Origin of the sequence: Castellaniella ginsengisoli, assembly GCF_040955415.1 — a bacterium.
Taxonomy (GTDB): Bacteria; Pseudomonadota; Gammaproteobacteria; order Burkholderiales; family Burkholderiaceae_B; genus Castellaniella; species Castellaniella ginsengisoli.
The window spans coordinates 404,462-416,137 of the sequence record NZ_CP158257.1; the positions used below are offsets into that span (position 1 = coordinate 404,462).

General features: G+C 67.2%; 15 protein-coding genes. 2 read left to right on the forward strand and 13 right to left on the reverse strand.

Annotated elements, in window-relative coordinates; translation table 11 throughout:
- Positions 1-18: 18 nt before the first annotated feature.
- The 11 genes from ABRZ00_RS01955 to ABRZ00_RS02005 form a co-directional block, all read right to left on the reverse strand.
- Entirely contained in the window at positions 19-951 is a 933-nt protein-coding gene (locus ABRZ00_RS01955; protein WP_368641331.1) for a MucB/RseB C-terminal domain-containing protein, read from the reverse strand.
- Between the two features lie 53 nt (positions 952-1,004).
- On the reverse strand, positions 1,005-1,511 hold the full coding sequence (locus tag ABRZ00_RS01960; protein WP_368640337.1) for a sigma-E factor negative regulatory protein: 507 nt from the start codon (positions 1,509-1,511) through the stop codon (positions 1,005-1,007).
- Positions 1,512-1,520: 9 nt separating this feature from the next.
- A complete protein-coding gene (gene rpoE / locus ABRZ00_RS01965; protein WP_343836984.1) occupies positions 1,521-2,120 on the reverse strand; it encodes an RNA polymerase sigma factor RpoE in 600 nt (199 codons plus the stop codon).
- A 49-nt stretch (positions 2,121-2,169) separates the two neighbouring features.
- Positions 2,170-3,399, reverse strand: a complete 1,230-nt coding sequence (gene fabF, locus ABRZ00_RS01970; protein WP_368641330.1) for a beta-ketoacyl-ACP synthase II — start codon at positions 3,397-3,399, stop codon at positions 2,170-2,172.
- Between the two features lie 186 nt (positions 3,400-3,585).
- The gene (gene acpP / locus ABRZ00_RS01975) at positions 3,586-3,825 is read right to left on the reverse strand and encodes an acyl carrier protein (protein WP_043680887.1); all 240 of its coding nucleotides are present in this window, start codon (positions 3,823-3,825) and stop codon (positions 3,586-3,588) included.
- A 188-nt stretch (positions 3,826-4,013) separates the two neighbouring features.
- Positions 4,014-4,754: a 3-oxoacyl-ACP reductase FabG gene (fabG, locus tag ABRZ00_RS01980; protein ID WP_368641329.1), complete on the reverse strand. Its 741-nt coding sequence runs from the start codon at positions 4,752-4,754 to the stop codon at positions 4,014-4,016.
- Position 4,755: 1 nt separating this feature from the next.
- Entirely contained in the window at positions 4,756-5,688 is a 933-nt protein-coding gene (gene fabD / locus ABRZ00_RS01985) for an ACP S-malonyltransferase (protein ID WP_368641328.1), read from the reverse strand.
- A 10-nt stretch (positions 5,689-5,698) separates the two neighbouring features.
- Complete coding sequence (locus ABRZ00_RS01990; RefSeq protein ID WP_368641327.1) at positions 5,699-6,673, reverse strand: beta-ketoacyl-ACP synthase III; 975 nt, start codon at positions 6,671-6,673, stop codon at positions 5,699-5,701.
- Between the two features lie 22 nt (positions 6,674-6,695).
- Positions 6,696-7,742, reverse strand: coding sequence for a phosphate acyltransferase PlsX (plsX, locus tag ABRZ00_RS01995; RefSeq protein WP_368640334.1), 1,047 nt, complete (start codon positions 7,740-7,742; stop codon positions 6,696-6,698).
- A gap of 31 nt (positions 7,743-7,773) precedes the next feature.
- Positions 7,774-7,956 carry a 50S ribosomal protein L32 gene (gene rpmF, locus ABRZ00_RS02000; protein ID WP_043680877.1) on the reverse strand — a complete coding sequence of 61 codons (183 nt, stop codon included), beginning with the start codon at positions 7,954-7,956 and terminating at the stop codon, positions 7,774-7,776.
- 65 nt (positions 7,957-8,021) lie between these two features.
- Positions 8,022-8,522: a YceD family protein gene (locus ABRZ00_RS02005; RefSeq protein ID WP_343836996.1), complete on the reverse strand. Its 501-nt coding sequence runs from the start codon at positions 8,520-8,522 to the stop codon at positions 8,022-8,024.
- Between the two features lie 141 nt (positions 8,523-8,663).
- Between ABRZ00_RS02005 and ABRZ00_RS02010 the strand changes: the two genes are divergently transcribed.
- Together ABRZ00_RS02010 and ABRZ00_RS02015 are read left to right on the forward strand one after the other, a co-directional pair.
- Complete coding sequence (locus ABRZ00_RS02010; protein ID WP_368641326.1) at positions 8,664-9,257, forward strand: Maf family nucleotide pyrophosphatase; 594 nt, start codon at positions 8,664-8,666, stop codon at positions 9,255-9,257.
- Positions 9,254-9,964, forward strand: coding sequence for an SAM-dependent methyltransferase (locus ABRZ00_RS02015; RefSeq protein ID WP_368641325.1), 711 nt, complete (start codon positions 9,254-9,256; stop codon positions 9,962-9,964). Before ABRZ00_RS02010 ends, ABRZ00_RS02015 begins: the two co-directional genes overlap by 4 nt.
- A gap of 36 nt (positions 9,965-10,000) precedes the next feature.
- Here ABRZ00_RS02015 and ABRZ00_RS02020 read toward each other — a convergent pair whose 3' ends face one another.
- On the reverse strand, positions 10,001-10,681 hold the full coding sequence (locus ABRZ00_RS02020; protein WP_368641324.1) for an HAD-IA family hydrolase: 681 nt from the start codon (positions 10,679-10,681) through the stop codon (positions 10,001-10,003).
- A complete protein-coding gene (locus ABRZ00_RS02025) occupies positions 10,678-11,640 on the reverse strand; it encodes an RluA family pseudouridine synthase (protein WP_368644398.1) in 963 nt (320 codons plus the stop codon). Before ABRZ00_RS02025 ends, ABRZ00_RS02020 begins: the two co-directional genes overlap by 4 nt.
- Positions 11,641-11,676: the final 36 nt, after the last annotated feature.

Sequence of the window (11,676 nt, forward strand, 5' to 3'; positions counted from 1 at the left end):
CCTTGGAGGATATGAGAGTCAATGGGCGGCCTGGGGCAGGTATTGCACGCCGTGAGCCAGGTCATGCACGGTCTGAGCGGGCACCTCGCCGACCGCAGTCAGCCAATAAGAGGCCAGCCGCATGCGGTAGATGCTGATCGCGCCCTGCTTCAGGCCGCCCTGTCTGATACTTTGATCGCGTTCCGGATCAAAGGTTTCAATGAAAATCGAAATCGCCGCCAATCCGTCGGACAGCACCAATTGATCCACCGCATGGCCGGCCCCGATCCGGCGGGTCAGCTCGGCGATGGGATGGAAACCGGCGGGCAACGTGAAACGCCAGCCGCGCGCGGTCAGATCGGTCGGCTGGCTGGCCTCGTCGTGCAGTCGCCAGTCGCGCGTGTTCCAGCGCGAATCCAGCGCCTCGGTGGGCACGTCGGCGCCGATATGGATCTGGGTGAAAGCGACCTGGTCCACCAGATGCCCCTGGGCATCCAGCGTCTGGGCCTTGAGCAGCAGGTGGTTTTGCGCATCGGTGCAGATCCGGTAGCTGTAGCGCAAGGCATCCCGCGCCCGCAATTCTGACACGTCGCATTTCCGCCCGGCGACGCGGTAGCTGCGGTCCAGGGGTTCCCAATCGTAGTGCCGGGAGAGCGTCTCGCCCGTGCCCAGCAACAGCGCCGGGAAATGATCGCTGTGGGCGGGCCGCGTCACCACGAGTTTCTGCTCGGGCAGCAGGCACTGTTCGATACCATTTTGCCTCAGACACTCCTGCGGCGAGCCGTCCAGCACTTCCTGGCGCTCGCGTTCACCCGTGCCATCGACCAAGTGCACCAAATGCGTGGCTTGCAGCATGCGGCCCTGCTGGTAGACGGTGACGCCGGCATAATCCAGGGTACGCGCGGCGGCCTGGACCCGCTGCAGGAAGGCCAGCGGATCGGGCTCGGCCGCCCAGGCGGTGGCCCACGACAAGACCAGCCCCAGGCAGAGGCCAGCCCGGCGTCCGGACCGCGCCCAAGCCGGCATCAGCGGGCCTCCATCCCGTCGTAGGACACCTGGCGCACCGCGCCGGCACCCGCCATCGACTGGTGCGCGGCCATATAGTCGGCCAGTTCCGGATCGGCGGCATCGGGCTCGTCGGCCTGAGCCATGATCGGGACGGCGGACGGCGACGCATCCGGGGCGAAAAAGAAAGGCCTGGCCATCCAGACGACGGAAGCCACGGCGGCGGCAACCGCCAGCCCCGACAGGCCATTGCGCCATACATGGCGCCGGACCAGCGGGGATGGCGCGACGATCGCGGGTTCGGCATCCAGGGCGGACGATACCCGCGCGTAGAAGCGGTCGGACGGCCGGATCGCCAGATCCGGGCTGCGCATGACGTCGCCGATCAGGTGGTAGGTATCCCAGAGCTGGCGGCCGTAGGGCGTGTCGAGCTCTTCGGCGCGGATGTCGGCCTCGCCATCGACCCAGGACGACACCGAGGTTTCCCAGGCGTGCTCGCTCGCGGCGGCATCAGGTTTCGCATTCATGACGGCTCCTTACCAGCGGTGTTCCGAATCGCGTTCCATGACCGGCCGCAGGCGGGCCGCGATGGCTTCACGGGCGCGGTAGATGCGCGAACGGACCGTACCGATGGGACATTGCATGGTGCTGGCGATCTCTTCATAACTCATCCCTTCGATTTCCCGCAGCACGATCGCGGTGCGCAGATCGTCCGGCAATTCGTCGATGGCCTCGTTGACGGTCTGGGCCACCTGCCGGCTGGCCATCAGCGATTCGGGCGTACTCTGATCACTTAGGCCATCGATCCGGTCAAAAGTTTCACCGTCTTCGTTTTCCAGGGACGCCACGGCCGAAGGCCGCCGAAAACTGGCCGCCTGCCAGTTGCGGGCGGTGTTCAAGGCAATGCGGTACAGCCAGGTATAGAAGGCGCTCTCGCCCCGGAACTGGGGCAAGGCGCGATAGGCCTTGATGAAGGCCTCCTGGGCGACGTCTTCGATGTCGGCCGGATCGCGAATCATGCGCGACAGCAACCGCATGATCTTGCGCTGGTATTTGATCACCAGCAGATCGAAGGCGTGCCGCTCGCCGCGCCTGACGCGCTCGACCAGCGCGAGATCGACTTCGCGCTCGCTCATGCCGCCCTCCCGCCGCGAGGCGGGATCGCAGGCGCGGCTGATCGCGCGGTCAGAGGCGCCCCACCAGCATCGAGCCGTTGGTGCCGCCGAAACCGAAGGAATTGGACAGCGCCACGTCGATCTTCAGGTCGCGCGCCTCGTTGGCGCAGTAGTCCAGGTCGCATTCGGGATCCTGGTTGAAGAGATTGATGGTCGGCGGCGAAACCTGGTGATGTACCGCCAGGGCCGTGAAGACCGCCTCGATGCCGCCCGCCGCGCCCAGCAGATGCCCCGTCATGGACTTGGTGGAGTTCACCACCAGTTTATAGGCATGGTCGCCGAATGCGAGCTTGAGCGCCGCCGTCTCGTTCTTGTCGCCCAGAGGGGTGGACGTGCCGTGCGCGTTGACGTAGCTGATCTGGTCGGCATTCACGCCGCTGTTGCGCAACGCGTGCAGAATCCCCCGACGCGGGCCGTCCTGGTCCGGGCTGGTGATGTGGTGCGCGTCGGAACTCATGCCGAAGCCGAGGAATTCGCCGTAGATGCGCGCGCCGCGGCGGCGGGCGTGCTCGTATTCTTCGAGGACCAGCACGCCGGCGCCCTCGCCCAGCACGAAGCCGTCGCGGTCGCGGTCCCAGGGCCGCGAAGCGGTCTCGGGGTCGTCGTTGCGGGTCGACAGGGCGCGCATGGCGGCGAAGCCGCCCATGCCCAGGGGGGATACGGAGCTTTCCGCCCCGCCGGCCACCATGACGTCGGCATCGCCGTATTCGATCAGGCGGGCGGCGTCGCCGATGCAATGCAGGCCGGTGGTGCAGGCCGACACCACGGCGTAGCTGGGCCCCTTGAGGCCCAGCATGATGGACAACTGGCCCGAGATCAGGTTGATCAGCGAGGCCGGCACGAAGAACGGCGAGATGCGCCGGGCACCGCGTTCGAGGTATTCGATCTGGGTTTCTTCGATGCGCGGCAGGCCGCCGATGCCCGAGCCGATGATGGTGCCGACCCGGTCGGCGTCTTCGGCGGCGATATCCAGGCCGGAGTCGCGCCAGGCCTGGATGCCGGCCGCCACGCCGAAATGGATGAATTGATCCATCTGCTTGGCTTCTTTCGCGCCGATGTAGTCGGTCACGTTGAAGCCTTTGACCTCGCCCGCAATCTGGCTGTTGAGCACCGAGGCGTCAAAGCGCGTCACCCGGCCGATGCCCGAACGCCCATGGAGAAGGTTGTCCCAGGCGGTCTGGACATCGTTGCCCACGGGCGACACGATGCCCAATCCGGTTATGACGACACGTCGTTTCACTGACTCGGCTCCTGAAATCGAAATAGGGAGAAATAAGAATGAAAAAGGCGGCTCGCGATGGGCCAGAGGGCCGGGCTGTTTCAGCCCGGCAATGGCGCCCGCCGCGAACCGCCCCGGCAGCCTGTCCGGCTCGGTGCGACAGGCCGTCGAGCCCTGGCGCGGCAAGCCGCAACAGGGTGGTGAGGATTATTGCTTGCTGTGCGAGGTGATGTAGTCGACCGCTTGCTGGACCGTCGTGATTTTCTCGGCTTCCTCGTCGGGGATTTCGGTTTCGAATTCGTCTTCGAGGGCCATCACGAGCTCGACCATATCGAGCGAATCGGCACCGAGGTCGTCAAGGAAGGAAGATTCGTTCTTGATCTCGGCTTCGTTGACGCCGAGTTGCTCAGCGACGATCTTCTTGACGCGCTGTTCGATGCTTTCCATGCATATCTCCAGTTAGGAAAAATCCCGCGAATTATAGCCAAATGAGACCAACGGGGCTGCGGGTTTGTGTCAAAAAAAACAGTCCCATCCGCCGGATGGCTTCCATGAAGGAAGCACGGTCGCGTCCGGGCCTGCCTACTGAGGTTGAACGGATTTTACCTTAGACGGGCAGGTTCCGTTCCCGAACCCTACATGTACATACCACCATTGACGTGTAGTGTCGTCCCTGTTACATAACCGGCCTGGGGGCTGGCCAGGTAGGCGACCGCGTGGGCGATCTCCGCCGCCGAGCCCAGCCGGCCCAGCGGCACCTGCTGCAAAATAGCGGCGGTCTGGGCCTCGTTGAGGGCGCGGGTCATGTCGGTGTCGATAAAGCCCGGCGCCACGCAGTTGACCGTGATGCCGCGGCTGCCCAGCTCGATCGCCAGGGCGCGCGACAGACCGGCCACGCCCGCCTTGGCGGCGGCGTAGTTGGCCTGGCCCGCGTTGCCGCTGTAGCCCACCACGGAGGTGATGTTGATGATGCGGCCCCAGCGCGCCTTCATCATGGTCTTGGCCACGCCGCGCGACAGGCGGAACACGGACGACAGATTGGTGTTCAGCACGGCGGCCCAGTCCTCGTCCTTCATGCGCAGGATGAGGCCGTCGCGGGTGATTCCGGCGTTGTTGACGAGGATGTGCGGCCCGCCCTGCCCGGCCAGTTCGGCCAGCAGGGCATCGCAGGCTGCCGCATCGTTGACTTCCAGCACCGCGCCGCGGCCGCCTTGCGGCGCCAGCGCTTCGGTGATGGCCTCGGCCCCGGCCCCGGACGTCGCCGTCCCCACGACCGTGGCGCCCGCAGCCGCCAATTCCAGGGCGATGGCACGGCCGATGCCGCGCGATGCGCCCGTCACGAGGGCGATCTTGCCCGCCAGCACAGATTCAGACATGTCAGTCTCCCAAAGCATCCAGCGTCTGCCGCAGGGACGCCGGATCGGTGATGTTGAACGTATTGATTTCGCGGTCGATGCGCTTGACCAGACCGGCCAGGACCTTGCCGGGGCCGCATTCGACGATGTGGGTGACACCGTCTCGCTTCATGGCCTGGATGGTTTCCACCCAGCGGACCGGGTGCCAGGCCTGGCGTACCAGCGCATCACGGATGGCATCCGGATCGGCGGGGCGCGCGACATCCACGTTGTTGATCAGGGGGATGGCCGGAGCCGCCAGGGCCACGCCGGCCAGCGCCTGGGCGAGCACGGCGGCGGCCGGCTCCAGCAGACGGGAATGGAAAGGCGCCGATACCGGCAGGGACACGGCGCGCTTGGCGCCGGCCGCCCGCGCCCGTTCGCACGCGCGCTCGACCGCGGCCGTGTGACCGGCGATCACGACCTGGGCCGGGGCGTTGTAATTGACGGCTTCGACGATCTGGTCCCCGGCGGCCTGGTCGCACGCCTGGCGCACGGTCTCGTCGTCCAGCCCCAGGATGGCGGCCATGCCGCCCTCGCCCACCGGCACGGCCGACTGCATGGCCTCGGCGCGCACGCGCACGGTGCGCACCGCGTCGGCCAGATCCAGGGCGCCGGCCGCCACCAGGGCGGAATATTCGCCCAGACTATGGCCCGCCACCAGCGCGGGGGCTGCGCCGCCCGCCTGCTGCCAGGCGCGGTACAGCGCCACGGAGCACAACAGCATGGCCGGCTGAGTATGGGTCGTCAGATTCAAGGTTTCGGCGGGGCCGCGGGCGATCAGGCCGGAGAGGTCCTCGCCCAGGGCTTCGTCGCCGATCCGCAGCGTGGCCTGGACGCCGGCATCTTCGGCCCAGGCATCCATCATGCCGACGGCTTGTGAGCCCTGGCCGGGAAATACAAATGCAATCTTCATAATTCAGTCTTCAGATTTTCACGAGGACGGAGCCCCAGGTGAAACCGCCGCCCACCCCTTGCAGCAGCACATTCTGGCCGGGGCGGATGCGGCCGTCGCGCCAGGCAACGTCCAGCGCCAGCGGCACGCTGGCCGCCGAAGTGTTGGCGTGGAGGTCCAGGGTGACGATGAGTTTTTCGTCGGGCAGGCCGAGTTTGCGGCCGATGAAATTCAGGATGCGGATATTGGCCTGGTGCGGCACCATCCAGTCGAGGTCGGACACATCGATGCCGGCTTCGTCGCAGACCTCGCGCGCGGAGCGCGTCAGGGAATTGACGGCCAGCTTGAATACGGCCTGGCCGTCCATGCGCAGGAAAGGATCGCCCGTGACCTGCCCGGCCGTGATGTTGCCGGCGGCGCACAGGATGTGCTGCTGGCGTCCGTCGGCGTTCAGCTTGGCGGCCAGGATGCCGGGCTCGTCGGAGGCGCTCAGGATCACGGCCCCGGCTCCGTCGCCGAACAGCACGCAGGTGCGGCGATCGTTCCAGTCGAGAATGCCCGAAAAGACTTCGGCCCCGATCACCAGAGCATGGCGCGCCCGGCCTGCGCGCACGAAAGCGTCGGCGGTGGCGAGCGCGTAGACGAAGCCGCTGCACACGGCCTGGACGTCGAAGGCGGCCGCGCCGCCCACGCCCAGATTGGCCTGGACCAGGCAGGCGGTGCTGGGAAAGATGAAATCCGGCGTGGAGGTGGCGACGATGATCAGGTCAAGCTGCTCGGCCTTCAGGCCGGCATTGTCGAGGGCCGCGCGCGCGGCCGCCGTGGCCAGCGTGCTGGTCTTGGTGCCGGGGTCGGCGATATGCCGCTGACGGATGCCGGTGCGCTCCGTGATCCAGGCATCGGAAGTCTCGATGCCGCGTGTGGCCAGATCGGCGGCCAGATCATCGTTGCTGACGACGCGTGGGGGCAGATAGCCGCCCGTTCCTGTGATCCTGGCGTAAGGCATATCGATTCCGGAAAAAGAAGGACTAGGCCGTCGGGGCCGCGGCGCCCGCTGCCCGGCCGCGCAACGCATCGAGGCGCTGGATGGTGCCCTCGAGGAGGCCGTTGAGCACGGCCTCGCGGGCCCGCTGCAGCGCCTGGCCGTAGGCGTAGGCGTCGGCGGAGCCGTGGCTCTTGATGACAATGCCGCGCAAGCCCAGCAGGGCCGCCCCATTGTAGCGACGATTGTCCACGCGGGCGCGGAAGCGCCGCAGGACGGGCGAAGCCGCCAGACCCGCTGTCATGGTGAAGGCGTTGCGGTGGAATTCCTCGCGCATCATGGCGCCGATCATGCGCGCCAGGCCTTCGACGGATTTCAGGACGACATTGCCGACGAAGCCGTCGCAAACGACCACGTCCACCGTCCCCTTGAAGATATCGTCGCCTTCGACGTTGCCGTAGAAGTTCAGGCCGCTGCCGCGCAGCAGGTCGGCCGCCTGCTTGACGACCTCGTTGCCCTTGATGAGCTCTTCGCCGATGTTCAGCAGGCCGACGGACGGTTGCGCGCGGCGGTCGACGGCAGACACCAGTGCAGCGCCCATGAGGCCGAATTGCAACAAATGCTCGGCCGTACAGTCGACATTGGCGCCCAGGTCCAGAACCGTGGTCGCTCCGCCCTTCTGGTTGGGCAGCGCCGTGGCGATGGCCGGGCGATCGATTCCGTCCAGCGTCTTCAGCACATAGCGGGAGATCGCCATCCAGGCGCCCGTGTTGCCGGCCGAGACGGCGGCATCGGCGCGGCCGTCCTTGACGGCCTGGGCCGCCACCCGCATCGAGGAGTCTTTCTTGCGGCGCAGGGCGACCTCCACGGAGTCGTGCATGGTGACGACTTCGGAGGCATGCAGGATCTCGAACTGCCCGGCGGGCGCCGCATTCTGCTGCAACGCCTGGCGGATCAGCGCCTCATCGCCGACCAGCAGACACCGGGTATCCGGGTGAGCCTGGGCGAAGGCCATCGCCGCCGGCACGGTGACCGGCAAGCCATGGTCACCGCCCATGCAATCAATGGCAATGGTCGGGCTGGAATGAGACATCGGCGCGGGGCTGAACCGTGGCGCGGATGGATTATTCGTCGTTCTTGGTCTTCAGGACCTTGCGGCCGCGATAGATGCCGTTCGGGCTGATGTGGTGGCGCAGGTGCAATTCACCCGTGGTCGGCTCGATGGCCGTGGCGGGCGCGGTGAGGAAATCGTGCGAACGATGCATGCCGCGCTTGGACGGGCTCTTTTTGTTTTGCTGGACAGCCATGATGACTCCTGTGATCGGGGCCGCTCATTTTAAGGTAAGCACGAGCCCGTGTGTTGAATGAAAATTCAGTCTTTCCCGAAGCCTTTCAGGACCGCGAACGGCGAAGGCCGCCGAGGCGGCTCCGGCACATCCCCGTCTCCCGGACACTCATCGTGGCGGGGGGCATAGGGCAGCACCAGGATCAGCTCGTCCTCGACCAAGCCCTGGACATCCAGGCGCGGGTCGGCCACGAGATACTCGATCCCGGGGCCATCGCCCTCGGCTTCGAGCGCATCCATGGCCTCCAACTGGGCCTGGGTATCCACCAGACCCAGCGTGCTGGACACCCGCAGCGTCAAGCTGAAGGTTTCCAGACAGCGCTGGCAGACGACGCGCACCGCCCCCCGGGCCTCGACATCCAGCCAGGATTGCCCGGACGGCGCATCGAACCGCCCCCGCACTTGCCAGCGGATTTCACCGTTCTGGGGTTCGGGCAGATCCTGGCACAGGCGTGCAAATTGCTTGGCTTGCGTAACGCCATCCAGGCTTTGTCCCGCCCGCGCGAACCCGGCCGCATCGATGACCATGAAGTTTGTTGCTCGGGAAAACTCTAGATGATACTCGATCATGATCCCCAGGGTCAATGCACTTGTGGGCCCGACACCTCGCCGCCGGCGGCGGCCGGACCCGCTCACGGTAAACTGGCGGGCGTTCATCAGGAGTCCTCCATGCCGCTCGTACTGGCTTCCAGCTCGCCATACCGCCGCGCTTTGCTGCGGCGGCTCAAGCTGCCCTTTTCCGTCGAATCCCCGGAGATCGACGAAAGCCCACGCCCCGACGAGACCCCGCTGGAGCTGGCGCTGCGCTTGGCGCGCGAGAAGGCTGCCGTGATCGCCGCGCGCCACCCCGGCGCCCTGGTCATCGGCTCGGACCAGGTCGCCGTCTTTCAGGGACAAGCCATCGGCAAGCCGGGATCCTTCGAGGCCGCCCGCGATCAGTTGCGCCGCTTCGGCGGCCGGGATGTCCTGTTCCACACCGCCCTGTGCGTCACCGACGGGCGACGGGATTTGCTGGAACAAGTGCCCACCGAGTGCCGCTTCCTGCCCCTGGACGATGCCCGCATCGAATACTATCTGCGCGCCGAGCAGCCTTACGACACCGCCGGCAGCGCCAAGGCCGAGCAACTGGGCGTGGCGCTGATGGAGCGCATGCGCAGCGACGACCCCACCGCCCTGATCGGCCTGCCCCTGATCGCCTTGTGCCGCATGCTGCGGGACTTCGGCCTGGAGCCCCTGGCGCACTCTCAAGAGACTGCTTCATGACCACCACCCTGCATTTGATTCCCGTCGGCCTGGGCCAGGCCGATCCAGACCGCTGGCTGCCCCTGGCCGCCCGCGAAATCGCCGCCGCGCTGCGCTGCTTCATCGCCGAGAACGCAAAAACGGCGCGCGCCTTCCTGAAGCAGATCGGTACCGCCGTGCCGCTGCAGGAAATCACCATTCACACCCTGAGGCCGGACACGCAGGCCCATGAGATCCGCGCCTGGCTGGCCGCCGTGCCCGACGGCCAGGACATCGGACTGGTCTCGGAGGCCGGCTGCCCGGCCGTCGCCGACCCCGGCGCCCTGGTCGTGGCCCAGGCGCACGCCGCCGGCCTGAGCGTCATCCCCTGGACAGGTCCTTCCTCCATCATGCTGGGCCTCATGGCCAGCGGCCTGCAGGGCCAGCGCTTCGCTTTCCATGGCTACGCGCCGGTCAAGGCGCACGAGCGCGACGCCCAGTTGCGCGCCTGGGAATCGGCCTCGCACAAGCAGCAGCAGACCCAGATCCTGATCGAAACTCCCTACCGCAATGCCGCGCTGTTCGAGGCCCTGCTGCGCACCTTGCGCGATACGACCCGCCTGTGCGTCGCCAGCGCGCTGACCTGCGACGACGAAACCATCGCCACGCGCACCGTATCCCAGTGGCGCAAGGCCGGACCGCCGGATTTCGAGCGCAAACCGACCTTGTTTCTGTACCTGGCAAGCTGAAGCCGGCCGGCGCGGAGCCCCTGCCCGGGCGATCGCTCAGCCCACCCGCGCCCGGATCCAGGCTTGCATGTCCGGCACCGTGGCCGCCATGGCCGTCGGCCGGGCCGACTCCAGCAGGGAAGCCGCATGCGCCCCATAGGCGACCGCCAGACTGTCCACGCCGGCGGCCCGCGCCATCAGCACATCGTGGGTCGTATCGCCCACCATCAGCACGGCGGCGGGATCCAGGTCCAGCTCGGCCAGCAGTTGCAGCAGCATATCCGGGTCGGGCTTGCCGCGCGCCTCGTCGACCGTGCGCGTGGCGCGGAACACTTCCTGCAGACCCAGCCGCCTGATTGAATCGTCCAGGCCGCGCCGGCTCTTGCCGGTCGCCACGCCCAGCACCGAACCGCCGGCGCTCAGGTCGCGCAGCAACTGCGCCTGGCCTTCGAACAGGTGCATTTCATGCTGCAACGCCATGAAATGCGTGCGATAGCGATCGACGAAGTCGTCCACGCGGTCGGCGCCCAGTTCAGGCACCAGCCGGTACAAGGCCGCCTGCAACGACAAGCCGATGACCCAGCCGGCCTCTTCGCGGGACGGCTCGCGCAGCCCCAGGTCGCGGCAGGCGCCCAGCAGCGCGCCCACAATGTGGTGGGTGGAATCCAGCAGCGTGCCGTCCCAGTCGAAGATCACGGCGCGGTATTGTTTCCCCGGTGGATTCGGATACATCGTCATGGGCGGGCTTGTTCCAGGTAGTCCAGCAACGCCCGGCAAGCGGGCGGCAGCGGTGAATCGAAGACCAGGGGTTCGCCGGAAACCGGGTGGGGGATCTCCAGCCGGTGCGCATGCAGGAACATGCGCCGGAACCCTTGGGCGGCGAGGGCGGCGCGCACGGCATCCGGCCCGTATTTCTCGTCTCCGGCGACCGGATGCCCCTGGGATGCCAGGTGCACCCGGATCTGGTGGGTGCGGCCGGTGCGCAATTCGGCGCCCACCAGCGAGTAGCGGCCGGCGTAGCGGCGCTGCAGCGTGATGATGGTGTGCGAGGGCTTGCCCAAGGCGTCGACGCGCACCCGGCGCTCACCGCCCGGGGTCAGGTATTTCAGCAAGGGCAGGCGGATGTGCTGGCGGTCGTTGACCCAGTCGCCCACGACCAGCGCCAGGTAATGCTTGCGCCCCCCGCCCTCGCGCATCATGTCGTGCAGCGCCACCAGGGCCTTGCGGCTGCGGGCCACCATCAGCACGCCGGAGGTTTCCCGATCCAGCCGGTGCGCCAGCTCCAGCATGCGCTCGTCGGGGCGCGCCGCGCGCAACTGCTCGATGACTCCGAAGGACACCCCGCTGCCGCCATGCACGGCCACCCCGGCGGGCTTGTCGATCACCAGCAGATGGGCGTCCTCGTAGAGCACCGGGAAGGCGGCGGGCGGCGCCGGCGGCGCGGACCCGGGCGCGGGCAGGCGCAGCGGCGGGACGCGCACCGTATCGCCGGCCGCCAGGCGGGTCTCCGCGCGGCAGCGGCCCTTATTGACCCGCACCTGGCCGTCGCGGATGGCCTTGTAGATGTGGCTCTTGGGCACGCCCTTGCAGAGCCGCAAAAGGAAGTTATCGAGCCGCTGCCCCTCGTGCTCGGCTCCGACGTCCACCAGGCGGACGGCCGGCGCCGGCGGGGCGGACGAATCAACTATTTTGCGCATAGGGAAAAGCGGCATATAATCGCAACAGCCCATAGA

Excerpts from the sequence above, each read along its gene's own strand:
- ABRZ00_RS01960 (WP_368640337.1), bottom strand. The coding sequence starts at position 1,511 with ATGAATGCGAAACCTGATGCCGCCGCGAGCGAGCACGCCTGGGAAACC.
- rpoE (WP_343836984.1), bottom strand. The coding sequence starts at position 2,120 with ATGAGCGAGCGCGAAGTCGATCTCGCGCTGGTCGAGCGCGTCAGGCGC.
- acpP (WP_043680887.1), bottom strand. The coding sequence starts at position 3,825 with ATGGAAAGCATCGAACAGCGCGTCAAGAAGATCGTCGCTGAGCAACTC.
- fabG (WP_368641329.1), bottom strand. The coding sequence starts at position 4,754 with ATGTCTGAATCTGTGCTGGCGGGCAAGATCGCCCTCGTGACGGGCGCA.
- fabD (WP_368641328.1), bottom strand. The coding sequence starts at position 5,688 with ATGAAGATTGCATTTGTATTTCCCGGCCAGGGCTCACAAGCCGTCGGC.
- ABRZ00_RS01990 (WP_368641327.1), bottom strand. The coding sequence starts at position 6,673 with ATGCCTTACGCCAGGATCACAGGAACGGGCGGCTATCTGCCCCCACGC.
- plsX (WP_368640334.1), bottom strand. The coding sequence starts at position 7,742 with ATGTCTCATTCCAGCCCGACCATTGCCATTGATTGCATGGGCGGTGAC.
- rpmF (WP_043680877.1), bottom strand. The coding sequence starts at position 7,956 with ATGGCTGTCCAGCAAAACAAAAAGAGCCCGTCCAAGCGCGGCATGCAT.
- ABRZ00_RS02005 (WP_343836996.1), bottom strand. The coding sequence starts at position 8,522 with ATGGTCATCGATGCGGCCGGGTTCGCGCGGGCGGGACAAAGCCTGGAT.
- ABRZ00_RS02010 (WP_368641326.1), top strand. The coding sequence starts at position 8,664 with ATGCCGCTCGTACTGGCTTCCAGCTCGCCATACCGCCGCGCTTTGCTG.
- ABRZ00_RS02015 (WP_368641325.1), top strand. The coding sequence starts at position 9,254 with ATGACCACCACCCTGCATTTGATTCCCGTCGGCCTGGGCCAGGCCGAT.
- ABRZ00_RS02020 (WP_368641324.1), bottom strand. The coding sequence starts at position 10,681 with ATGACGATGTATCCGAATCCACCGGGGAAACAATACCGCGCCGTGATC.
- ABRZ00_RS02025 (WP_368644398.1), bottom strand. The coding sequence starts at position 11,640 with ATGCGCAAAATAGTTGATTCGTCCGCCCCGCCGGCGCCGGCCGTCCGC.